Annotated in this window: 24 protein-coding genes, 1 tRNA gene and 2 riboswitches; of the genes, 17 read left to right on the top strand and 8 right to left on the bottom strand. The window is 64.9% G+C overall.

All coding sequences use genetic code 11. The features are described 5' to 3' along the window. Window positions 1-116: 116 nt before the first annotated feature. The 6 genes from gcvP to WS69_RS25325 all read right to left on the bottom strand — a co-directional run bounded on the left by gcvP (window position 117) and on the right by WS69_RS25325 (window position 8,227). Window positions 117-3,044: an aminomethyl-transferring glycine dehydrogenase gene (gene gcvP, locus WS69_RS25350; RefSeq protein ID WP_059473405.1), complete on the bottom strand. Its 2,928-nt coding sequence runs from the start codon at window positions 3,042-3,044 to the stop codon at window positions 117-119. Between the two features lie 154 nt (window positions 3,045-3,198). Then, on the bottom strand, window positions 3,199-3,579 hold the full coding sequence (gcvH, locus tag WS69_RS25345; protein WP_059473404.1) for a glycine cleavage system protein GcvH: 381 nt from the start codon (window positions 3,577-3,579) through the stop codon (window positions 3,199-3,201). A 79-nt stretch (window positions 3,580-3,658) separates the two neighbouring features. After that, the gene (gene gcvT / locus WS69_RS25340) at window positions 3,659-4,777 is read right to left on the bottom strand and encodes a glycine cleavage system aminomethyltransferase GcvT (protein ID WP_059473568.1); all 1,119 of its coding nucleotides are present in this window, start codon (window positions 4,775-4,777) and stop codon (window positions 3,659-3,661) included. A gap of 97 nt (window positions 4,778-4,874) precedes the next feature. After that, window positions 4,875-5,011, bottom strand: a riboswitch (glycine riboswitch). Window positions 5,012-5,046: 35 nt separating this feature from the next. Then, window positions 5,047-5,156: riboswitch (glycine riboswitch) on the bottom strand. 311 nt (window positions 5,157-5,467) lie between these two features. Continuing rightward, window positions 5,468-5,839: a hypothetical protein gene (locus WS69_RS25335; RefSeq protein WP_059473403.1), complete on the bottom strand. Its 372-nt coding sequence runs from the start codon at window positions 5,837-5,839 to the stop codon at window positions 5,468-5,470. Between the two features lie 162 nt (window positions 5,840-6,001). Next, on the bottom strand, window positions 6,002-7,054 hold the full coding sequence (locus WS69_RS25330) for an oxidoreductase (RefSeq protein ID WP_059473402.1): 1,053 nt from the start codon (window positions 7,052-7,054) through the stop codon (window positions 6,002-6,004). Between the two features lie 378 nt (window positions 7,055-7,432). Continuing rightward, the gene (locus WS69_RS25325; RefSeq protein WP_059473401.1) at window positions 7,433-8,227 is read right to left on the bottom strand and encodes a hypothetical protein; all 795 of its coding nucleotides are present in this window, start codon (window positions 8,225-8,227) and stop codon (window positions 7,433-7,435) included. Between the two features lie 309 nt (window positions 8,228-8,536). On the opposite strand from WS69_RS25325, the gene WS69_RS25320 reads away from it, so the two are divergent. Continuing rightward, complete coding sequence (locus tag WS69_RS25320; protein WP_059473400.1) at window positions 8,537-10,624, top strand: UvrD-helicase domain-containing protein; 2,088 nt, start codon at window positions 8,537-8,539, stop codon at window positions 10,622-10,624. 506 nt (window positions 10,625-11,130) lie between these two features. Here the strand turns inward: WS69_RS25320 and WS69_RS25315 are convergent. After that, on the bottom strand, window positions 11,131-12,033 hold the full coding sequence (locus WS69_RS25315) for a c-type cytochrome (protein WP_059473399.1): 903 nt from the start codon (window positions 12,031-12,033) through the stop codon (window positions 11,131-11,133). Between the two features lie 278 nt (window positions 12,034-12,311). Between WS69_RS25315 and WS69_RS25310 the strand changes: the two genes are divergently transcribed. Further along, window positions 12,312-12,387 (top strand) — tRNA-Arg (locus tag WS69_RS25310). Between the two features lie 167 nt (window positions 12,388-12,554). Here the strand turns inward: WS69_RS25310 and WS69_RS25305 are convergent. Further along, window positions 12,555-12,776 carry a hypothetical protein gene (locus WS69_RS25305; RefSeq protein ID WP_059473398.1) on the bottom strand — a complete coding sequence of 74 codons (222 nt, stop codon included), beginning with the start codon at window positions 12,774-12,776 and terminating at the stop codon, window positions 12,555-12,557. Between the two features lie 1,683 nt (window positions 12,777-14,459). Here WS69_RS25305 and WS69_RS25300 point away from each other — a divergent pair. The 15 genes from WS69_RS25300 (at window position 14,460) to WS69_RS25240 (ending at window position 20,001) form a co-directional block, all read left to right on the top strand. Beyond that, window positions 14,460-14,723, top strand: a complete 264-nt coding sequence (locus WS69_RS25300) for a DUF7249 family protein (RefSeq protein ID WP_156438395.1) — start codon at window positions 14,460-14,462, stop codon at window positions 14,721-14,723. A 3-nt stretch (window positions 14,724-14,726) separates the two neighbouring features. After that, window positions 14,727-14,945: a hypothetical protein gene (locus WS69_RS25295; RefSeq protein WP_059473396.1), complete on the top strand. Its 219-nt coding sequence runs from the start codon at window positions 14,727-14,729 to the stop codon at window positions 14,943-14,945. A 9-nt stretch (window positions 14,946-14,954) separates the two neighbouring features. Beyond that, window positions 14,955-15,158: a hypothetical protein gene (locus tag WS69_RS25290; RefSeq protein WP_059473395.1), complete on the top strand. Its 204-nt coding sequence runs from the start codon at window positions 14,955-14,957 to the stop codon at window positions 15,156-15,158. 227 nt (window positions 15,159-15,385) lie between these two features. Continuing rightward, the gene (locus WS69_RS25285; protein WP_059473394.1) at window positions 15,386-15,577 is read left to right on the top strand and encodes a hypothetical protein; all 192 of its coding nucleotides are present in this window, start codon (window positions 15,386-15,388) and stop codon (window positions 15,575-15,577) included. A gap of 168 nt (window positions 15,578-15,745) precedes the next feature. After that, on the top strand, window positions 15,746-16,018 hold the full coding sequence (locus WS69_RS25280) for a hypothetical protein (RefSeq protein WP_059473393.1): 273 nt from the start codon (window positions 15,746-15,748) through the stop codon (window positions 16,016-16,018). 168 nt (window positions 16,019-16,186) lie between these two features. Further along, complete coding sequence (locus tag WS69_RS25275; protein ID WP_059473392.1) at window positions 16,187-16,735, top strand: hypothetical protein; 549 nt, start codon at window positions 16,187-16,189, stop codon at window positions 16,733-16,735. Between the two features lie 312 nt (window positions 16,736-17,047). Then, window positions 17,048-17,401 (top strand): hypothetical protein, encoded by a 354-nt coding sequence (locus tag WS69_RS25270; RefSeq protein ID WP_059473391.1) that lies wholly within the window; start codon window positions 17,048-17,050, stop codon window positions 17,399-17,401. Window positions 17,402-17,413: 12 nt separating this feature from the next. After that, a complete protein-coding gene (locus WS69_RS25265) occupies window positions 17,414-17,800 on the top strand; it encodes a hypothetical protein (RefSeq protein ID WP_059473390.1) in 387 nt (128 codons plus the stop codon). A 154-nt stretch (window positions 17,801-17,954) separates the two neighbouring features. Next, a complete protein-coding gene (locus tag WS69_RS25260) occupies window positions 17,955-18,605 on the top strand; it encodes a hypothetical protein (protein ID WP_059473389.1) in 651 nt (216 codons plus the stop codon). Then, complete coding sequence (locus tag WS69_RS25255) at window positions 18,605-18,838, top strand: hypothetical protein (protein ID WP_059473388.1); 234 nt, start codon at window positions 18,605-18,607, stop codon at window positions 18,836-18,838. The genes WS69_RS25260 and WS69_RS25255 overlap by 1 nt, the downstream gene beginning before the upstream one ends. Beyond that, on the top strand, window positions 18,835-19,053 hold the full coding sequence (locus WS69_RS25250) for a hypothetical protein (RefSeq protein ID WP_059473387.1): 219 nt from the start codon (window positions 18,835-18,837) through the stop codon (window positions 19,051-19,053). The genes WS69_RS25255 and WS69_RS25250 overlap by 4 nt, the downstream gene beginning before the upstream one ends. 102 nt (window positions 19,054-19,155) lie before the next feature. After that, complete coding sequence (locus WS69_RS25245; RefSeq protein ID WP_059473386.1) at window positions 19,156-19,419, top strand: hypothetical protein; 264 nt, start codon at window positions 19,156-19,158, stop codon at window positions 19,417-19,419. Between the two features lie 2 nt (window positions 19,420-19,421). Then, on the top strand, window positions 19,422-19,553 hold the full coding sequence (locus WS69_RS35375) for a hypothetical protein (RefSeq protein ID WP_269434761.1): 132 nt from the start codon (window positions 19,422-19,424) through the stop codon (window positions 19,551-19,553). Then, on the top strand, window positions 19,550-19,681 hold the full coding sequence (locus WS69_RS35370) for a hypothetical protein (protein WP_269434760.1): 132 nt from the start codon (window positions 19,550-19,552) through the stop codon (window positions 19,679-19,681). The genes WS69_RS35375 and WS69_RS35370 overlap by 4 nt, the downstream gene beginning before the upstream one ends. Then, window positions 19,678-20,001, top strand: coding sequence for a hypothetical protein (locus WS69_RS25240; protein WP_059473385.1), 324 nt, complete (start codon window positions 19,678-19,680; stop codon window positions 19,999-20,001). Before WS69_RS35370 ends, WS69_RS25240 begins: the two co-directional genes overlap by 4 nt. The last annotated feature ends 2 nt before the right edge of the window (window positions 20,002-20,003 follow it).

The following is a 20,003-nucleotide window of genomic DNA, read 5'->3' as shown; positions in this document are numbered from 1 at the left end:
ATGTTAGCCGGACTTGCGGGCGAATGCGAACGCGCGCGCCGTCCGCAACAGCATATTGCGGACGGCGCGTCGCCGATGAAAGGAACACGGCACGGCGCGCAGGCCGCGCCGGCGCGTCATGCGTATTCCGAGACCGGCACGCAGGAGCAGAACAGATTGCGGTCGCCATATGCGTTGTCCGCGCGGCCGACGGGCGGCCAGTACTTGTTCGCGACGAGCGATGCGACCGGGAACGCGGCCTCTTCGCGCGAGTACGCATGCGGCCAGTCGTTCGCGGTGACGACGGCTGCCGTGTGCGGTGCGTGACGCAGCGGGTTGTCCTCGCGGTCGGCGCGGCCTTCCTCGACCGCGCGGATTTCGTCGCGGATCGCGATCATCGCGGCGATGAAGCGGTCGAGTTCCTCCTGCGATTCCGATTCGGTCGGCTCGACCATCAGCGTGCCCGGCACCGGGAAGCTCATCGTCGGCGCGTGGAAGCCGTAGTCCATCAGGCGTTTCGCGACGTCGTCGACACTGATGCCGCTCGCGTCCTTGATCGGACGCAGGTCGAGAATGCACTCGTGCGCAACGAGCCCGCCCGGGCCCGAATACAGCACCGGGTAGTGCGGCGCGAGACGCTTTGCGATGTAGTTCGCGTTGAGGATCGCGGTTTCGGTCGCGGCGGTCAGGTTCTTCGCGCCCATCATCGCGATGTACATCCACGAGATCGGCAGGATCGACGCCGAGCCGTAAGGCGCCGCCGACACCGAGCCGATGCCTTCGTCGCCGCGCGCGTAGCCGGTCGAGCGCTGGTTCGGCAGGAACTTCGCGAGGTGCGCGCCGACCGCGACCGGGCCGACGCCCGGGCCGCCGCCGCCGTGCGGGATGCAGAAGGTCTTGTGCAGGTTCAGGTGCGACACGTCGCCGCCGAATTGGCCGGGCGCGGTCAGGCCGACCATCGCGTTCATGTTCGCGCCGTCGACGTACACCTGGCCGCCGTGCGCGTGGACGATCTCGCAGATTTCGCGCACGTTCTGCTCGAACACGCCGTGCGTCGACGGATACGTGATCATGATCGCGGCGAGATCGTTCGAATGCGCGTCGGCCTTCGCCTTCAGATCGGCGATGTCGACGTTGCCCTGCGCGTCGCACGCGACGACGACGACCTTCATGCCCGCCATGTGCGCGGACGCCGGGTTCGTGCCGTGCGCGGACGCCGGGATCAGGCAGATGTTGCGGTGGCTTTCGCCGCGCGATTCGTGATACGCGTGGATGATCAAGAGGCCCGCGTACTCGCCCTGCGAGCCGGCGTTCGGCTGCAGCGACACGGCTGCGTAGCCAGTTGCCGCCACCAGCATTTCTTCGAGCTGGCCGATCATCTCGCGATAGCCGACCGTCTGCTCGGCGGGCGCGAACGGGTGGATCTGGCCGAACTCGGGCCACGTGACGGGCAGCATCTCCGACGTCGCATTGAGCTTCATCGTGCACGAGCCGAGCGGGATCATCGAGCGGTCGAGCGCGAGATCCTTGTCCGACAGGCTGCGCAGGTAGCGCAGCATTTCCGTTTCCGAATGGTGGCGGTTGAACACATGGTGCGTCAGGTACGCGCTCGTGCGTTCGAGGCCGGCCGGCAGCGCGGGCACGCCGGGCAGCGCGGCGTCGAGCGTGTCGACATCGGGCGCCGTCGCGCCCGCCGCCTGCGCGAAGATCGCGAACAGGTCGGCGAGATCGGCGCGTGTCGTCGTTTCGTCGACCGACACGCCGACTCGCGTGTCGCTCACGCGGCGCAGGTTGATGCGCTTGCCCTTCGCGAGCTCGTGGACTTGTGCGGTGCGCGCGCCGGTGTCGATCGTCAGCGTGTCGAAGAACGTGTCGTTGACGAGCGCATAGCCGAGCGGCTCGACGCCCGCTGCGAGGAGCGCCGCGACGCGGTTCACGCGCAGCGCGATCGTCTTCAGGCCGCGCGGGCCGTGATAGACCGCGTACATGCTCGCCATGATCGCGAGGAGCGCCTGCGCGGTGCAGACGTTCGACGTTGCCTTCTCTCGGCGGATGTGCTGTTCGCGGGTTTGCAGCGCGAGGCGCAGCGCGGGCTTGCCCTGCGCGTCGACCGTCACGCCGACGAGACGGCCCGGCATTTGCCGCTTGAATTCGTCGCGCACCGCCATGTACGCGGCGTGCGGGCCGCCGAAGCCCATCGGCACGCCGAAGCGCTGCGTGTTGCCGACCGCGACGTCCGCGCCCCATTCGCCGGGCGGCGCGAGCACGGTGAGCGCGAGGATGTCGGCCGCGGCGACGACGTGGCCGCCCGCCGCGTGGATCGCGTCGGCGAGCGCGCGGTAGTCGCGCACGTCGCCGTTCGCGCCCGGATACTGGAGCAGCACGCCGAACGCGTCCGCGCTCGCGGCGTCGGCGGCGGGGCCCGTCTTCACTTCGATGCCGACCGGCTTCGCGCGCGTCTTGATCACTTCGAGCGTCTGCGGCAGCACGTCGTCGGCGACGTAGAACAGGTTCGACTTCGGCTTGCCGACGCGCTGCAAGAGCGTCATCGCCTCGGCCGCGGCCGTCGCCTCGTCGAGCAGCGACGCGTTCGAGATGGCGAGGCCCGTCAGGTCCGCGACCATCTGCTGGAAGTTCAGGAGCGCCTCGAGGCGGCCCTGCGAGATTTCAGGCTGGTACGGCGTGTACGCGGTGTACCACGCCGGGTTTTCGAGCACGTTGCGCAGGATGACGGCGGGCGTGTGCGTGTCGTAGTAGCCCTGGCCGATGTACGAGCGGAACACCTGGTTCTTGTCCGCGCGCTCGCGCAGCGCGGCGAGCGCTTCCGCCTCGCTCTTCGGCTGCACGAACGGGCCGAGCGGCAGCGCGTCGCCGCGGCGGATCGACGCGGGAATCACGGCGTCGATCAGCGCGGCGCGCGACGCGAAGCCGAGCGTGGCGAGCATCGCGCGCTGGCTGGCGTCATCGGGGCCGATGTGGCGCTCGGCGAACGCGTCGTGCGTTTCGAGCGCCGCGAGCGAGAGGGGCGTGCGCTTCATCAGATGATCCGGGTATTCGAGCTTCATAGCATTCCTGTGTCGACCAGAGTTGGCGCTTTAGCGCTTACTCTGGTCCCATGCTTTGCGGTCGACCAGAGTTGGCGCTTTAGCGCTTACTCTGGTCGACCGCGGCGCGGCGGCCCGTGCTGCCGGCGCGCCGCGCGGTTCGTGAGTGGGTGGATTAGCCGACCAGCTTCTCGTAGGCGGCTGCGTCGATCAGCTTGTCGGTCGACGCGCCTGCTTCGAGCTTGATCTTGAAAAGCCAGCTCGCATACGCGTCGCCGTTGACCTGGTCGGGCGCGTCGACGATCGCCGCGTTCACTTCGACCACTTCGCCCGACACCGGCGTGTAGATGTCGGACGCTGCCTTCACCGACTCGACGACGCCGATGGCGTCGCCCGCCTTCACGGTCTTGCCGACTTCGGGCAGTTCGAGGAAGACGATGTCGCCGAGCGTTTCCTGCGCGTGGTCGGTGATGCCGACCGTCAGCGTGCCGTCCGCTTCGGTGCGGACCCACTCGTGTTCTTCCGTGTATTTCAGATCGGCCGGGACGTTGCTCATCGGATGCTCCTGAGATTGAATTCGTTCAAGCGTTTAAATTGAGTGTGGTTTCGCGCGCGGGCGCGCCGGTTGCCGCGCGTCAGACCGCGAGCACCTTGCCGTTGCGCACGAACGGCAGTTTTACCACGCGCGCGGGAAGATGCTTGTCGCGGATCTGCACGTGCACCGTGTCGCCTGCGGCGACGTCCTTCGGCACGCGCGCGAACGCGATCGATTCCTGCATCGTCGGCGAGAACGTGCCGCTCGTGATCTCGCCTTCGCCATGCGGCGTCACGACCTTCTGGTGCGCGCGCAGCACGCCGCCCGCCTTGCCGTTTTCCTTCTGCAGGATCAGGCCGACGAACGCGGCGCGCGAGCCGTCGCGCTCCAGCGCGTCGCGGCCGACGAACGCGCGCGGCGCGGCGAGATCGACCGTCCACGCGAGGCCGGCGTCGAGCGGCGACACCGTCTCGTCCATGTCCTGGCCGTACAGGTTCATGCCGGCTTCGAGGCGCAGCGTGTCGCGCGCGCCGAGTCCGCACGGACGCACGCCGCGCTCGGCGAGCGCGTTCCACAGCGCTTCGACGTACGCCGCCGGGACGATGATCTCGAAGCCGTCCTCGCCGGTGTAGCCGGTGCGCGCGACGGTGAGGTCGCCGAACGGCGTGCCCGCGACTTGCGCGGCGTTGAACGGCTTGAGCTCGCTCGTCGCCGCGCGCGCGGCGGGGATCGTGTCCCAGACCTTCGCACGCGCGTTCGGGCCCTGGGCGGCGACGATCGCGAAGTCGCGGCGCGGCGCGATCGAAAGGCCGAAGCCGCCTTGCTCGTTGAGCTGGGTGAACCACGCGACGTCCTTGTCGGCGGTGCCGGCGTTGACGACGACGCGGAAGAAATCCTCGGTGAAGTAGTAGACGATCAGATCGTCGATGACGCCGCCTTGCGGGTTCAGCAGGCACGAGTAGAGCGCCTTGCCGGGCGTCTGCAGCTTCGCGACGTTGTTCGCGAGCGCGTGCTCGAAGAAAGCGCGCACGCGGGGGCCCGTGAAATCGACGACGCACATGTGCGACACGTCGAACATCCCGGCGTCGGTGCGCACGGCCTGATGCTCGTCGATCTGCGAGCCGTAATTGACGGGCATGTCCCAGCCGCCGAAGTCGACCATGCGGGCATTGAGGGCGCGATGCGCAGCGTGAAGCGGGGTGATTTTGAGAACGGTCATCGGGGTCTCAGGCAAGGCGGCCGGGCTTCGGCCCGGCCGCGAAAACAAAACGGCAGACTCGGCGAACCGCCGGCGCGTGAAGCCGCCTGCGATGCGTGCATGCCCCTCTGTCCTCGATACCTGAGAGATTGCGCGATGGATTCGATCCAGTTCGCGCGCGCCCCTTCGGTGGGCAGCCTGCCCGTGCGACGCGTTGCGTGCACGCAGCTACTGCCGCTCTCCAGAGTGCGAAAAACGGCGTCCGACGCATGTCGTCGTCAGACGGATTCTTCGACGCGGCCGGTCCTTTTGCCTGAGAGTTTGCGGGTGTGCCCCTTCGGCGGCGCGGCTTGCCCTTCGATCGACGAACGACGGCCGCACGCTCTCCCGACGCGTGCGGGCGAATGTACGCGAGCGCGGATGGGTTGTCAATTTGGGCAAATAGCTGTCGCTTGAAGACAAGCGACGGTGGTATGCGGGGCGACGTCGGCGCGTTGTTTGCCGGTGAGCGTGTGGCGCGTTCGCGGTGAGCGGTGAGCGGTGAGCGGTGAGCGGTGAGCGGTGAGCGGTGAGCGGTGAGCGGTGAGCGGTGAGCGGGCCGGGGTTGGAACCGCGAAGTGCCGCCTCGTGAATGCGCGGCTCGGGCGAAAGTCGCCGAAGCCGCGTCCCGAAGCGTTATCGGCCGAGCGGCCCACGGGCCGCCCGGAACGCTCACTCGCCGATCGCGCGAGCGGCCGTATCGAGTTCCTGGTTCAGCACGCGCTGCTCGTCGGCGGACAGGCCGCCGCCGTGCTGGGCCGCCATGTCGGTCGACTCCTGGCGGATCACGTCGAGCCGGCGATGCAGCGCGGCGCCTTGCGGCGGCGGATAGTAGCCGGCGTTCACGCGCGCGTCGATGCGGTGGTTCAGGTTGTCGATACGGCCCTGGATCTGCTGCATCCGCTCGTAGCCGACCACCTGCGGACTTGGGCGGGGTGCCGGCGCGGGCGCGGGTGCCGGCGCGGGGCGCGGCGGCGTGACCACACATGCCGCGAGCGACGAGACAAGGACGCAGCATACCGCCGCGCGGATCAACCGTTGCATTGCATTCTCCTGATTGTCGATGCCGGACAGGCAATTAGACGAACGGCTCAGACCCTCGTCGAGATGACGTTCGTTCCCGAATCGTTTGTAACGGTTTGTTGAAGCTTGAAGATCAGGCAAGCCGCAGGCGCCCGATCGCGCCGGCGGCGTGTCGCGCGCCGCTCAGATCGCTTCGCGCACGAACGGCAGGCGCCGGCCTTCGCGTTCGCTGCGCGCGGCGAGCTCGATGATCGTCATCACGTCGACCGCGTCCTGCGCCGCGACGGGGAACGGCGCGCCGTCGTGGATCGATGCGGCGAGCGCGCGATAGAACTCCGCGTACTGGCCGTCGAGTGTCGGCACCGGACGCTCGATCTCGAGCTCGCCGTCGAGTCCGCGCAGCACGCCGGGCGGGTTGCCGCCGCCGAACTCGACGTCGTCGGGCGTGAGGCCCGCCTTCAGCTGATCTTCCTGCGTGTCGAGCCCGTGCTTCTGATAGCCGGCTTGCGTGCCGAGCACGGTGAAGCGTGCGGGATCGATGGCCGCGAGCGCGCTCGCGTGCAGGATGACGTCCTTGTCCGGATAGCCGAGCTGCAGATGGACGAAGTCGGGCGCGTCGCCGCCGTCGCGTCGCGTCTTGACCGTCGCGCTCACCGTATCCGGCGTGCCGAACAGCGCGAGCGCCTGGTCGATCAGATGCGGTCCGAGATCGAACAGCAGCCCGCCGCCGCGCGACGCTTCCTCGCGCCATCGCGTGCGCACGCGCGGACGGAAGCGGTCGAAGTGCGATTCGAAATAGGTGATGCGGCCGAGCTCGCCGCTTTCGACGAGTTGACGCACAGTCAGGAAATCGCCGTCCCAGCGGCGGTTGTGGAACGGTGCGAACACGCGGCCGCGCGCGGCCGCGAGGCGGGCGAGCGTGAGCGCGTCGACGGCAGTCAGGGTGACCGGCTTGTCGACGACCACGTGCTTGCCCGCTTCGAGCGCGCGCTTCGCCAGCTCGAAATGGGTGTCGTTCGGCGTCGCGATCACGACGCATTCGACGTCCTCGCGCGCGACGAGCGCATCGAGATCCGGCACGACGACGGCGTCCGGATAAGCGGCGCGCGCGCGTTCCGGTTGGCCGGTGGCGATCGCGGCGATCTGCGTGCGGCCGCTGTGCGCGATGACGGGCGCGTGGAACGTCGCGCCTGCGAAACCGAAACCCATCAAACCAATCTTGAGCGTTGACGACATGAACGATCCTGTCTGCTTGCAAAACGGGGGCGCTGCGGCTTGGACGCCGCACGGCGACGGATGACTATTGTGGCATGACGAATGGGGGCGGAACGGGTTGCCGGCCACGTTGGCCGAACGGACAGGGCGCGCGTAAGCCGAACGACAGGCGCGCCGAGTGCGACGCTTTCGGCGCTGCCGCGGCGCGGAAGGCGGATTGCCGAAGCGACGGGATTCGATTCCTGTCCAACCGACTTTCGATGCCCGTCCGATGCTCGCGAGAGCCGAAATCGAACTGAATATCGCCCGTTCGCTTCAACTTCTTCCGATTCCCATGCAGTTCCCGTAATCATGTCGAGGTCGATGGCGTGTGCCCGTGATAGCGGCGCGCGCGATCGCTCAGTCGGGCGTCGCCATGCTCGTCGACGCTTGCGGGCGCGAGCCGCGGGCGGCGAACCGCTTTGTCATGCCCTGCACGACGATCGACAGCGCGGCGGCTTCGGCGAACGCCCAGACCGCCGGCTGGTGCGGCAGCGCCAGCGCGACGCACAGGCAAAACGCCGCGAACGAAAAGCGGCCGAGCACCATGCCGCGCAGCAGATGGACGACGAATTCGGGTCCGTGCGTGCGATGCGACGACACCGACAGCACGCTGCCGAGCAGCGGAAACACGGCGAGCAGGCCGCTCCATGCGGCGCCGAGCGCACCTGACAGCGACGTGACGGCGAATGCAAGCGCCGCGCCCGCTGCGAGCCGGCCGGCGAGATCGGCGGGCGCCAACGGGGCGCGCGGCGCTGCCGCTCCGCCGCGCGGCAGACAGGACTGGCCGAACAGCGTCGCTGCGAGCGCGACGGCGGTCGCGGCGAGCGGTGTCGCGGGCAGGCGCACGAGCATGCTCGCGGCGGTAATCCAGGCGGCAAGCCCGGCCGCCAGCGCGAGCGGCCACCGATGCCGGCGGCACGTCCACGCGTACGCGAAGTTGAACGATTCGGACGCGACGATCGCGGACAGCGACAGCAGCGCCGCATGCGCACCGAACGCGGGGCCGCGATCGACGGCAAGGAGGAAGAGAATCGGACCGGCGACGACCGGGAGCCCCGCGAGCCAGCCCGCAATGGATGGCCCCCACCACCTGCCCGACATCGACACGATCAGCAGAAACAGAGGAACCAGCGTGAGCTTCAGCGCGAGCATCGCAGGGCGCGTCCGGTAAAAGGGGCATGCTATCAAAGAACGCCGCGCACGATCGGCGGCGCGGGAGACGGCGCGCGCCTCGCGCCGTCGGTCAGCACCCCCGTCGCGCGAACGCCGGGTGCACACTGTCCGAACGGCTATCGCAGCGATCGTTTCACATTCGCGAAAGAACCGCCGGCCGTCGCCGTGTTAACATGCGCGTCCCGCGAGCCATTTGCCGGGACCGGCGCCGCCGTCCGCGCGCCGGCTGCGCTTCGTTCGCGGCGCCTTCCGGCTTCGCCGCCGTCAACCGCAACACCATCCGCCATCATGTCCGCAGGCCTGAATCCCGCTCAAAGCGAAGCGGTGCGCTATCTCGACGGTCCCTGCCTCGTGCTCGCCGGCGCGGGCAGCGGCAAGACCCGCGTCATCACGCAGAAGATCGCGCACCTGATCGAAGCAAAAGGCTTCGAGCCGCGCCACATCGCCGCTGTCACGTTCACGAACAAGGCCGCCGCCGAAATGCGCGAGCGCGTCGGCAAGCTCCTCGAGGGCAAGACGCTCACGACGCCCGGCAAGGAAGGCCGCAAGGTGCCCGTCAATCAATTGACGGTCTGCACGTTCCACTCGCTCGGCGTGCAGATCCTGCGGCAGGAGGCAGAGCACGTCGGCCTGAAGCCGCAGTTCTCGATCATGGATTCGGACGACTGTTTCGGGATGATCCAGGAGCAGATCGGCACGACCGACAAGGGCCTGATCCGCAAGATCCAGACGATCATCTCGCTGTGGAAGAACGGCCTCATCATGCCCGAGGAGGCGATGACGATTGCGGCCAACGGGGACGAGCACCAGGCGGCGCTCGTCTATCGCAATTACGTCGCGACGCTGCATGCGTATCAGGCGGTCGATTTCGACGACCTGATTCGCTTGCCCGCCGAGCTGTTCGCGCGCAACGAGCCGGTCCGCGATCGCTGGCAGAACAAGCTGCGCTATCTGCTGATCGACGAATACCAGGACACCAACGCGTGCCAGTACGAGCTGCTGAAGCTGCTCGCGGGCCCGCGCGCCGCGTTCACCGCGGTCGGCGACGATGACCAGGCGATCTACGGCTGGCGCGGCGCGACGCTCGAGAACCTCGCGCAGCTCGGCAAGGACTTCCCGAAACTGCACTTGGTAAAGCTCGAGCAGAACTATCGGTCGACCGTGCGGATCCTGACCGCCGCGAACAACGTGATCGCGAACAACCCGAAGCTGTTCGAGAAGAAGCTGTGGTCCGAGCACGGAATGGGCGATTCGATCACCGTCACGCCGTGCAACGACGAGGAGCACGAGGCCGAATCGGTCGTGTTCCGGCTGTCCGCGCACAAGTTCGAGCGGCGCACGCAGTTCCGCGATTACGCGATCCTCTACCGCGGCAACTTTCAGGCGCGGATCTTCGAACAGGTGCTGCGGCGCGAACGGATTCCGTACGTGCTGTCGGGCGGCCAGTCGTTCTTCGACAAGGCGGAGATCAAGGACCTGTGCGCGTACCTGCGCCTGATCGCGAACGCCGACGACGATCCCGCGTTCATCCGCGCGGTCACGACGCCGCGCCGCGGGATCGGCAACACGACGCTCGAGGCGCTCGGCGCGTTCGCCGGGCAGGCCAAGGTGTCGCTGTTCGAGGCGGTCTACATGGGCGGGATCGAAGCGCGGCTGTCCGCGCGGCAGATCGAGCCGCTGCGGATCTTCTGCGACTTCATCCAGCGCCTGACCGACCGCGCGGACAAGGAGCCCGCGACAGTCGTCCTCGACGACATGATGGAAGCGATCCACTACGAAGCGTACCTGTACGACGCCTACGACGAACGGCAGGCGCAGACGAAGTGGCAGAACGTGCTCGAATTCCTCGAATGGCTGAAACGCAAGGGGACGAAGCCGGAGCCGGCAGAGGCAGCCGACGGCGAAGCGGACGGCTTCCACAACGCGGACGGCCTCGCCGACACCGGCAAGAACCTGCTCGGCCTGATTCAGACGGTCGCACTGATGTCGATGCTCGAAGGCAAGGAAGAGGATCCGGACGCGGTGCGGCTGTCGACCGTGCATGCGTCGAAGGGGCTCGAGTATCCGCACGTGTTCCTTGTCGGCGTCGAGGAAGGGATCATGCCGCACAGCGGCGGCAGCGACGACGGCCCGATCGACGACGAGCGGATCGAGGAAGAGCGCCGGCTGATGTACGTCGCGATCACGCGCGCGCAGCGCAGCCTGCATCTGAACTGGTGCAAGAAGCGCAAGCGTGCGCGGGAGACCATCGTGTGCGAGCAGTCGCGCTTCATCGCCGAGATGGGGCTCGACGAAGCCCCGCCGCCGACGCCCGAAGAGGCGCCGATGACGCCGAAGGACCGGCTTGCGAGCTTGAAGGCGTTGCTGCAGAAGTGAGCGGGGCGCGCGGCGGGGGCTGCCGCGCCTGGGTTTTCGGGCGGTTATGAGGAACGCCGCGTTTGTGCTGCGGCGCGACGTGAGGGTGTCATTGGGGCTGATGAGGGGTCAATCGCGCAATGGCTAGGCTCGCGGGCCGCGACGAGATGCGCGAACGATCTCGCGGAGGTTGGCGGCATCGCGGACGCTTCGCGACGGTTGCCGTCGGCGATTGCATCGCGCAGCGTGGTGCGGCCTGCACGTGCCGGCCGCGGCTTTGCCGCGATCTTGCATAAGGCACGTCTGGCAAGGAGCCGCAGGCGGAAACAGGTCGGCCGCGCGGATCGGGCCGCGGCTTCTCAAGCCCGGTTGTGGCGAGCCGCCCGGACGAACGATCCGCGTCGATTCTTGCGCCTGCGGCATGCGGCATGCGGCATGCGCCGGCGGACCCTATCAAGAAAAAACCCCGCGCCGCGGAAGACCACGGATCGCGGGGTTGTCTGCCGCGCGTGATGCCGCGCCGGTGCTTACTTCGCGGCGTTGACCATGTAGTCGACGGCCGCCTTTACGTCGGCGTCCGACGCGTTCGAGCCGCCTTTGGGCGGCATCGCGCCCTTGCCGTGCAGCGCGAAGTTGTAGACGGTATCCATCGAATCCTTCAGGCGCGGCGCCCAGTCGGCCTTGTTGCCGAACTTGGGTGCGTTCAGCACGCCCGTTGCGTGGCATGCCTGGCACGTCGATTCGTACAGCGCCTTGCCGGCCGACGCCGAGCTTTCGGCGTTCGCGCCGGCTGCGGGCGCCTCGCCCGGTTTCGGCAAAGCGGCGATTGCGGCCATCGCGGCGGCGGCTTGCGCGTCGGCGGCGGCCGTATCGGAAGCGCCTGGCGCAGACGCGGCGGCCGCGCCGGAAGCTGACGCCGCATTCGTGGCCGGCTGCGCCGGCTCGGCGAACTTCGCGCCTGCTTGATTGGCCATGTAGACGACCGCGCGCGCGACTTCGTAGTCGCTGTAGTCGTCGGGGTTCGTGCCGCCGCGCGGGGGCATCGCGCCCTTGCCGGTCAGCGCGATATGCAGCACCTCGTCGTAGCCGGCGGCGATGCGCGGCGCCCAGGCGGCGTTGTCGCCGAACTTCGGCGCGCCGGCTGCCCCGGTGCCGTGGCAGGTTACGCAGACGGCCTTGTAGACTTCCTCGCCCGTCTTGTAGACGCGCGGCGCGTTTGCGTCCTTCACGTCGACTTGTGCGATGGGCGCGATGCGCTTCGCGACGGCTTCGTCGGACAGGCCGTCGGTGCCGGCGCCCGTGCGGAACGCGTGATTGGCGTAGGTGGCGAACAGGACGATGACCGCGATCGGGATCGCGAATGACGCGATGACAACTGCGATGAGTTGCCCGGGGGTTTTGATGGGGGCTCCGTGGGGTGCTTCGCTCATGCTTGCCTCGTCTCCATGATTAGGAATTGTGAGCGGTACGGCAATGAACGGCTGTTGGGTGAAGCTCGGACGATTATAGACGGAACGTTTACATGGCGGCGAGCGATCGCCCGGCGCGTGTTTACCCGCAAGCCGGAGGGGCGGGCGACGCGCGCGGAGGGCGATGCGAGAGGGATGTGGGATGGACGCGCAGCCGCGGTGGACGGTCCAGTGGAAACAAGGTATTCTTGCCGTCTTGCTACGCGTTGCGGCTATCTAGGGCCGCATCGCATCCGTAAGCGCCCGTAGCTCAATGGATAGAGTACTGCCCTCCGAAGGCAGGGGTTGCTGGTTCGATCCCAGCCGGGCGCGCCAATTTACCCACCCATACATGGCCCTCTCGCTGGCGTACAGCCCCGTAGAGCGGTTCCTGTGGCTTACCTATACCCAACTGTACCTCGGACCATCCAGCGGCTCTTAGAGGCTGTATTCCCTTCGTGCGCCACCGCACTGTTCCCGAATTTGTACCCGCGTGTCCCGGCCTACGCGTTGTCGTCCAGCCACCCACGCAGCCAGTCAGCAGCCCAATCAGCGGCCTCCTGCGGCGACCCCATCACGCCCACGTCCTTGAACGTGTAGCCGAGCATCCCCGGTTGCCCGTCCGTGCGCTTCCGCGAGATCGTGGCCTTCGCCGTGAACATGCCCTCGACCGGCACCGTCTCGATGTCCAGTCGCCACGCCCCGTGCTGTTGGGTCACTCTCATGGTTGTACCCTCCTGTACCCGGACCAAAAATTGTACTGCTCATCCGTGAGGGTAGCGCCGCCGCGTGCGCGTGCCGATTCCCCCGTAGGCCCTCCGTCGAATGCGCTGGAAGAATCGGGAGGGCGCGCCGGGAGCCTGCCGGGAGCGCGCCGACTGCCGTGCCTGCCTGCGATAGGCAGCACTCGCATAGACATTTTCCCTGTGCAATCAATGCGTTAGCTGTGCATTGGCGGGGCTTATCCCTGATTCGGGTACATATCCGGGCCAATAGCGGGCCTGTAACGGGCTGGAATGCACCGGGTACACGCTGATATGGGCAAGGGTGCGTCGTGCCAGTGGCGGGCCTGTACGCGTGCCGTAGGGCTATTCTCCGATAACTGCCGATATGTACCCGCGTCTTGCTTCTGGCAACGTGCCACGAATGCGAGCGAACGCGTGCGGGTATCTATCTGCTGTTTTCTAATTTCGGTTGCGTAGGTGACAAGACACATTGCCTTGTCCTGTGTGCTGTGCGTGCTGTGTGCGCCCTGTGCCGATACCCTGTGCTTACGCCCTGACTATCCCTGTGCATTCCCTGTGCTGTGTGCCGGGTGCTATCCCTGCCGTGCCTGCCCTGCTATCCCTGCCGATCTCTCAACGCTACCTATACGCCACGCCCTGCCGTATCCCTGCTATGCCCGCCGTGCTGTGTGCTGTGCAATCCCGTATCTGTTGCCATCGGAGCGGATGCGACGATGTTATGAGGAGGGGCTTTGCGGGTATCTGTGATTCGGGTACACAAAAGGCACTTGACACAAGAAAACGATTGGGCCTATAGTTCGATCCAACGCAGCACCGAACAGACGAAAGCCTAGCCCTAGCGGGCAGTCAGTAGACAATGAGGTGTAGCGTGATCGCAGTAACGCAGTAGCAGTAACGTTGAGTGATTCGGGTACAAACGAGGCACTTGACACAAACGAAAGACAGCAGTAAGATTCATCCAACGCTGCAACGAAGTGATCGCAGCAAGTAACGAGACACGGGATAGCACTGTGAACCCGTGCGACTGGAAGCACTGTGTACGCAACCAATGTGAAGTACCCGGATGGGGAAAAGCGGAGGGAGCTAGGCAGGGCGAGCTAGGGCGAGTTGCGCCTAGTGAGTTCTGGCCCGTACAGACACCTTGCCGATGGTCGAGTGCCCGATCTTTAACAATCTGGAGCGTCAACTATCAGCCAGCACGCGACTAATGCGTCGCATTGAATGCTGGCAGGTACGAGACCGTAGGCATTGCACATTGCGCAGTAAATCGCGGGTTAGCCGTGATCGCCGTGCAGTGCCACGAGATAGGCGCATTACGTCGCGCTGACGATAGGCAGGCGAGTACCTGAGTGCAACGCAACCGGCAACGGGAGAAGCGGGCAGGGAAAGCGAGTCCAGTACACCAAGGCGTAGTGCGTCTATCTCGAATGGTTTCCCGAGGTTCTGGCTTGGACAAGCGGAACCCTTAACAACCCGCCCTGATAGGGGGATGTATGACCAAGAAACACTTTGAAGCGCTTGCCGCCGAGATAGCGGGCATTCGTGACCGTGGTGCGCGGCTTCTGGCTGCGCAGTGCGTTTGCAATGCGGCCCAACGTTTCAACCCGAGATTCGACCGTGTGCGCTTCTTTCAGGCGTGCGGTCTTCTGGAGGGTTGGGACCATGTATAACGGCCACAAGAACTGGAACCACTGGAACGTATCCCTGTGGATCAACAACGACGAAGGGCTGTATGACTTGGCCCGTCGTGCCCGTCGAGAAGCCCGCCGCTCGCTTTGGCGCAAGGCCGGGTTCCGCACCTCTACCGAGTTGGCTGCTGGCCTGTTCATTCAGGAGTTGCAGTCCATCGGCGTCTACAAGACACCTGACGGCGCGAAGTACACGAAGACCGCCGTGCTGGCTGCGCTTCAAGGCATGGAGGGTTGAGCCATGAAAGCCATCGTGGAGTTCGGCGTGCGTGGCGAACGCTGCACGCAGTTCGTGTGCCCTACGACGAGGGCCGCAAGCGAGCTTGCATCCGACTGCGACATGATCAAGCGCGATGCGACGTGGCCGAACAACTGCATCGATTGGGAGCGCGCAGCTCGCGAGCTTCAGGTCGATTACAGCTCCGTCGAGTTCGATGGCGTGACCTACTGGTACCGGTGAGGTGCGGTCATGATCGAACTCCCAAACATCGACGCACTGTCGCTGGACGAGCTTGTGCAACTCCAGCGCGGCCTGTCCCAGCTTGAGCGCTATGTGCGTGCTCGGCACGCTGCCGTTAAGGCTCGCCAAGCGGGTGACGTTGCGCACGCCACGCATTGCGAGCAGGTGTGTGCCGGCTTTTACAAGCATCTTCCTGAATGGGCGAGGTGGTGAGATGGGCCAGCGCTGGTACACCTCATCCTCGGGCCGCATCGAATTCTGGCTGTACGAGGCAGATGCTCGATTTGGCTACCATCCCGGTCAGTGCGACGCGTCCATCGCCGCTCGTGGACATCGAGCACGCACTACGTGTCCCTGTCGATTCTGGACGGTGTGCCGCGTGGCCCTGCGTATGGCAACAGCCAATTTGCCGCTGACCGGCGCGAGCGCAGGGACGAGGCATGAGGACTGCGACTATCGAGGTCTATCACGTATGGGGCACGAAGTCGCATAAGTCGGCTGACGTGCTCTATCGCGGCAAGCTGTTGTGTCGGCGGGCCGGTATCGAATCGCAGCAGAAGCTACTGGACGAGGCGCGCAAGTGGGCGCACGACCACGGCTTCACTCATGTAGTAGTGCGGCATATCTCCTGAAGATAGCCACGGCTCGGGTACAATTCGGGCCGTCTATGTCAACGTTCTGTAAGGCAGAGCGTTTACCTAGACTTGACTTACCGGCGCGCTCCCTGCCGTTTCGGAGCAGGGCCGCTGCTCTTTTCAACATGGCCGGGAGGCCACAATAAGAATAGATGCGAGGTAGCTATGAAGCACCGCACAATAGGTAGCAATCAGTCCGTCCTTACGTTCAAGAACGGCACGTCGATCTTGTTTTCATACGAGACACCGTGCGCAGCTTTTGTTCCGGGCGAGGGGTACAAGAGAACCGCCGACTTCGTGAGTCGCACGACGCAGCGTCACATCGCTACGTGGATCGGGAACAATCCGTCCACTGTTGTGCCGCAATCCGTCATCGTCGCGTTGATCGGCTCTGCTGCTGGCAAGCACGAGGACGACGGTGATGAGAACGTCGCCTGATCTCCTCCATAAAGCAGGTGCAATCGCCCTGCTCCTCTTTTTCGTAATCGCATTCCTTCTGTAGAGCACCAGCTATAAGGCCCGCTTCGGGTCTTCTGTCGGGCGCTTTGCATTCGTTAGCACTCCTCTTAACTTTCCGGCCCGCGATGGGCTTTCTGGAGACTCGCCATGAGCGATAAGAAGTATCTGGACAAGGCCGCACTCGACAAGCTGATCGAGTCGATCAAGGGCCGTGGCAAGAAGTTGCAGGACGACGTGCAGAAGGCTGCGCTGTCGGCTCTGCATATCGTCAACGATGGCGTGGGCGACATCGGCCCCGCGAACCGGCTGCTGCTCGCCATGCCTTCCGGCCTGCGCCGTCATGCGCTGGCTTCCTACCTCGTGTCTTTCGGCAAGCTGAAGCTGAACGAGGACAAGGCAACGAAGGGCGAGAAGCCCCTCGTGTACGACAGCAAGCGTCCCGGCGACACGGAGAGTGCATCGGGCACGACGTGGTTCGACTTCACTCCCGAGCCTGACCTGAACAGCAGCACGGTCTTCGACTTGCACGCCGCCGTGGTTGCGCTCATCCGCAAGGCGAGCAAGGGCAACAACGACACGGAGTTCTTCCGGCGCATCCTCGCTGCCGCTCCGTCCGACGTGCTGGAGAAGGCCAAGATTCCGCAAGAGATCGTGGCAAAGCTCGGCACCACGCAAACCGCCGAACAGACGGCGTAAGCCCCTTCACCTCCACGCATCGAAGGGGTGCGTGGAACGTTGACCCCAAGATGTAAGTGTATGTAACATTCGATTCGTCTTACACAGGGTTTACGGCAAACAACAGCACCCTAGATGAGCGAAAGCTGCTCGTCATTTTCGGCTGCCTTTCAGGGCCACACGTAGTGAACAGCGTGTCGAACGGGGGTTCGGCACACGGACTGGTTCGCTTGTCGCAAGCACAACTGCGCTCCCTCCCAAGGTGCGCCGTCCTTCACTGGACAGTGTTGATCTATTAATGCGCAAAGCACAAATAAACTTCTGGATGGGTCAATGAACACCATTCTCAACATTGGTCTTGCTCGAAACGATGGCAAGCCCGACAACGGCGTCCTGCACGTTGTCGCAAGTCTCAATGAATACGGTTTCAAGTTCGTGGCTGGCGAAGTCTTCGAGGTCACGCATGGCAACGGCACCGCGCAAACGCTCATCGCTGAAGTCGAGTATCAACATCACGCTCAATACATCCCGCAAGCTATCGCTGCTCTGTCGGATGAACTGGCGCAAGACTGCATCGCAGTCGGCTACGTGATCGACGGCAAGGTGCAAGGCGGCGATCTCTATGGCCCGAAGTCCGCCGAGTGGGGTCCATTCAACCCCGAGTATTTTGTTCTGCCGACTCGCTAAGGACTACTTCCCATGCTCGTCTTCCGCATCGAGGATGCGGCGGGCGTGGGTGCGTACCGATCCAACTGCGAGAGTCATCCTGTAGACCATACCCAACCTGCGCCTTGGGAAGACCCCAAGCTGCGTATGGCATGGGCCGGTCTATGCGACGACGGCATTCATAAGGATTACTACTTTGGTTGCGGCTCGCTAACGCAGTTGCGCCGTTGGTTCCATTGCGAGGACTGGCGACGCACTGCACACGAAGCGGGGCTGCGTGTCTCCGTCTACAAGATTGATCCGCTCGCGTTCAACCCGAACGAGCGGACGGCGAGGCTCGCCTATCGCGGCTCGAAGCAAGTCATCTTCCGCAGGGAATCGGCGCAACACGTTCGCAGCATTCCCCTGACTGACCTCTGAAACCGTGCGCAGTACAGGCACACCCTTGGGAGCATTCAATGCAACCGCGCATCACCTACGTCTACGACGGGCAGGGCCGTGTCATTGCGGCTGTCGTGTCCGGTCTGGTCGGCAACGCATCGCCGCGTGAAAACAACGCCATCAGGAGCAACGCATGAGTCTGTTCGACATCGCATCCGCACGCCGTCGCATCTTCAACGCCATCGACGCCGTGCAGCGGCTCGACTATGCCCGTCCGCTGCCTGCCTTCCACAAGTCCCGCATGGGCCAGCGCTTCGCAGAGTGTCAGCAGCATCAGCGCGAGCAAGTCGAGCACACGTTCGACAAGCTGGTCGAGTCGCATCGTCTTCTGGAACAGACGCAGGCCGAACTCGAAGGCGCACAGCGGGCGAACAAGAAGCTACACGACGAACTCGCAGCGACGCGGGAGTCGCTGCACAAGCTGGTCTATGTCACGCCGTCGAGCGTCCTGATTCAGGCAGGCTTGGTCGAGTACGTTGGTCGGCGCGGCGCAGCATTCGCAGCGGCACAGCGTCCGCCCGAGGCAGTGAAGTACACGGGCCACGGCAGCAACACGGGCGGTCTCCAGCAGCACAGCATCGGCCCGGAGTACCCGTTCATCACCTACATGCACGGCGACAAGTGGCGTGTTCTGGACAGCCGCACGGGCCACACGCACTACGCCGAATGGTCCCGCTCGGACCATGCACACAACGTGGCCCGTAGTTGGGCGCAAGGCGTCGCGAACGGGCAGAACATCGCCATCCAATCCAACGGTTTCTTCGGCATTCACAAGGAGGAGTAATGCGTCAGCAATTCCGCACGAACCTGCCCGAGCAGGATGACCTGCACCCGCTGTCGGTGCAGTTGAAGGACGACAAGTGGCACGTCTTCGACGCCAGCACTGGCGGCTGGTCGAAGGAGGGCTTCGACTCGTACAAGCAGGCCGAAGCAGTGGCCCGCGAGATCAAGCATCAGCAGAAGGTGAACGCAGCAGCACGCGTTCTGGAGTTGGCAAACAAGAAGGAGGCAGCATGAATCGTTTCGAGAACCCCATCGTCGTTCGCACTCTCACCACGGTCGGTGGCTCGCGTCCCGGCAAGGCCATGACCCGCAAGAAGGATCGCAAGGCACGCAAGCTCGGCTTCGTGAACTGGCAGCACTTCATCCAGCACCTCCTCAACAACCCGCAACTCATGGAGAACATCAACCGCATCGCGGCAGCTGTCGCCGCTCGCCGCCTCGGCGCGTAATTCCAGCAAGACACGCAGCCAACGTGAGGCGCGTGCAACTCGAAACTCACGGACCATAAATCGCGTTAGCCAAGTGCGCGCATGTTTAGCAAGGACTAAGACATGAAAGAACTCCTCTCCCTCACCCGGAAAGCTCACGAACTCGCTGTGCGTCTCCACGTCGCCGCGCTTCGTGTTCAGGTCCGCGTCATCCGTGCCGAAGCTCAAGCCTCCCGCGAATCCGCCCGGATCGCGTCGGCAGCAGCAGACCGCGCACGTCGTATCGCCAACGATGCAGTCGTTCAGGCCGACGCCTACGACCAGCACGCCGCAGTGGTCGAACAGGCCGCTCGCGTCGAAGCCACGAGCATCGGCGGCGCTCTCTAACCATGATCCACGTCACCAAGAAGGCGGTCTACGGCCCGTACGGAAGTAAGCTGTCGCCCGCCTTTGTCATCACCCGCGTCGAGGTGTTCGGCCTCGTCGTGTACCGGGCGTCGCTCGAAGGCTACATCGAATGAACGACCTGTCCGAGCTTTACGAGGAGTCGGGCATCGAGCCTGACTTCACTCCTGTCGATACCGTGTTCAACCAAGTCGGCGCAGGCATCGCGGTCGGCTTTCAACTGATGGAGCAAGACGACGAATGAACGGCGAACAACTCAAGGCTGAAGGCCAAGCGAAGGCAGTCAAGCGTGCAGGCAGCGAGTGGCTGGCGACGGCCCTCTCGCGTCTGAAGGACTACGCACTCGAATCGTACGCATACGGTCAGGGCGAAGTCACCATCGACGGCTTCCGCGAATCGCAGCACGCCATCGAGCCGAGCAACGTCAACGCGTGGGGCGCGCTGCCGCGTGCCGCAGTGAAGGCGGGCATCCTCACGCCGACGAGTCGCACCGTCAAGGCGAAGCGCGTGAAAGCGCAGGCCCGCGTGGTCCGTGTGTGGGACGTGAACCCGGCTGCGCTGTAACG

It is taken from the genome of Burkholderia sp. BDU5 (assembly GCF_001522845.1).
GTDB classification, from domain to species: Bacteria; Pseudomonadota; Gammaproteobacteria; order Burkholderiales; family Burkholderiaceae; genus Burkholderia; species Burkholderia mayonis.
Note: the sequence above shows the minus strand (reverse complement) of the source record. Positions and strands in the feature narration are given on the sequence as shown.

Bases quoted from the DNA above. Each gene is read 5' to 3' on its own strand.
- gcvP (WP_059473405.1), bottom strand. From the start codon at position 3,044: ATGAAGCTCGAATACCCGGATCATCTGATGAAGCGCACGCCCCTCTCG.
- gcvH (WP_059473404.1), bottom strand. From the start codon at position 3,579: ATGAGCAACGTCCCGGCCGATCTGAAATACACGGAAGAACACGAGTGG.
- gcvT (WP_059473568.1), bottom strand. From the start codon at position 4,777: ATGACCGTTCTCAAAATCACCCCGCTTCACGCTGCGCATCGCGCCCTC.
- WS69_RS25335 (WP_059473403.1), bottom strand. From the start codon at position 5,839: ATGCAACGGTTGATCCGCGCGGCGGTATGCTGCGTCCTTGTCTCGTCG.
- WS69_RS25330 (WP_059473402.1), bottom strand. From the start codon at position 7,054: ATGTCGTCAACGCTCAAGATTGGTTTGATGGGTTTCGGTTTCGCAGGC.
- WS69_RS25325 (WP_059473401.1), bottom strand. From the start codon at position 8,227: ATGCTCGCGCTGAAGCTCACGCTGGTTCCTCTGTTTCTGCTGATCGTG.
- WS69_RS25320 (WP_059473400.1), top strand. From the start codon at position 8,537: ATGTCCGCAGGCCTGAATCCCGCTCAAAGCGAAGCGGTGCGCTATCTC.
- WS69_RS25315 (WP_059473399.1), bottom strand. From the start codon at position 12,033: ATGAGCGAAGCACCCCACGGAGCCCCCATCAAAACCCCCGGGCAACTC.
- WS69_RS25305 (WP_059473398.1), bottom strand. From the start codon at position 12,776: ATGAGAGTGACCCAACAGCACGGGGCGTGGCGACTGGACATCGAGACG.
- WS69_RS25300 (WP_156438395.1), top strand. From the start codon at position 14,460: ATGTATAACGGCCACAAGAACTGGAACCACTGGAACGTATCCCTGTGG.
- WS69_RS25295 (WP_059473396.1), top strand. From the start codon at position 14,727: ATGAAAGCCATCGTGGAGTTCGGCGTGCGTGGCGAACGCTGCACGCAG.
- WS69_RS25290 (WP_059473395.1), top strand. From the start codon at position 14,955: ATGATCGAACTCCCAAACATCGACGCACTGTCGCTGGACGAGCTTGTG.
- WS69_RS25285 (WP_059473394.1), top strand. From the start codon at position 15,386: ATGAGGACTGCGACTATCGAGGTCTATCACGTATGGGGCACGAAGTCG.
- WS69_RS25280 (WP_059473393.1), top strand. From the start codon at position 15,746: ATGAAGCACCGCACAATAGGTAGCAATCAGTCCGTCCTTACGTTCAAG.
- WS69_RS25275 (WP_059473392.1), top strand. From the start codon at position 16,187: ATGAGCGATAAGAAGTATCTGGACAAGGCCGCACTCGACAAGCTGATC.
- WS69_RS25270 (WP_059473391.1), top strand. From the start codon at position 17,048: ATGAACACCATTCTCAACATTGGTCTTGCTCGAAACGATGGCAAGCCC.
- WS69_RS25265 (WP_059473390.1), top strand. From the start codon at position 17,414: ATGCTCGTCTTCCGCATCGAGGATGCGGCGGGCGTGGGTGCGTACCGA.
- WS69_RS25260 (WP_059473389.1), top strand. From the start codon at position 17,955: ATGAGTCTGTTCGACATCGCATCCGCACGCCGTCGCATCTTCAACGCC.
- WS69_RS25255 (WP_059473388.1), top strand. From the start codon at position 18,605: ATGCGTCAGCAATTCCGCACGAACCTGCCCGAGCAGGATGACCTGCAC.
- WS69_RS25250 (WP_059473387.1), top strand. From the start codon at position 18,835: ATGAATCGTTTCGAGAACCCCATCGTCGTTCGCACTCTCACCACGGTC.
- WS69_RS25245 (WP_059473386.1), top strand. From the start codon at position 19,156: ATGAAAGAACTCCTCTCCCTCACCCGGAAAGCTCACGAACTCGCTGTG.
- WS69_RS35375 (WP_269434761.1), top strand. From the start codon at position 19,422: ATGATCCACGTCACCAAGAAGGCGGTCTACGGCCCGTACGGAAGTAAG.
- WS69_RS35370 (WP_269434760.1), top strand. From the start codon at position 19,550: ATGAACGACCTGTCCGAGCTTTACGAGGAGTCGGGCATCGAGCCTGAC.
- WS69_RS25240 (WP_059473385.1), top strand. From the start codon at position 19,678: ATGAACGGCGAACAACTCAAGGCTGAAGGCCAAGCGAAGGCAGTCAAG.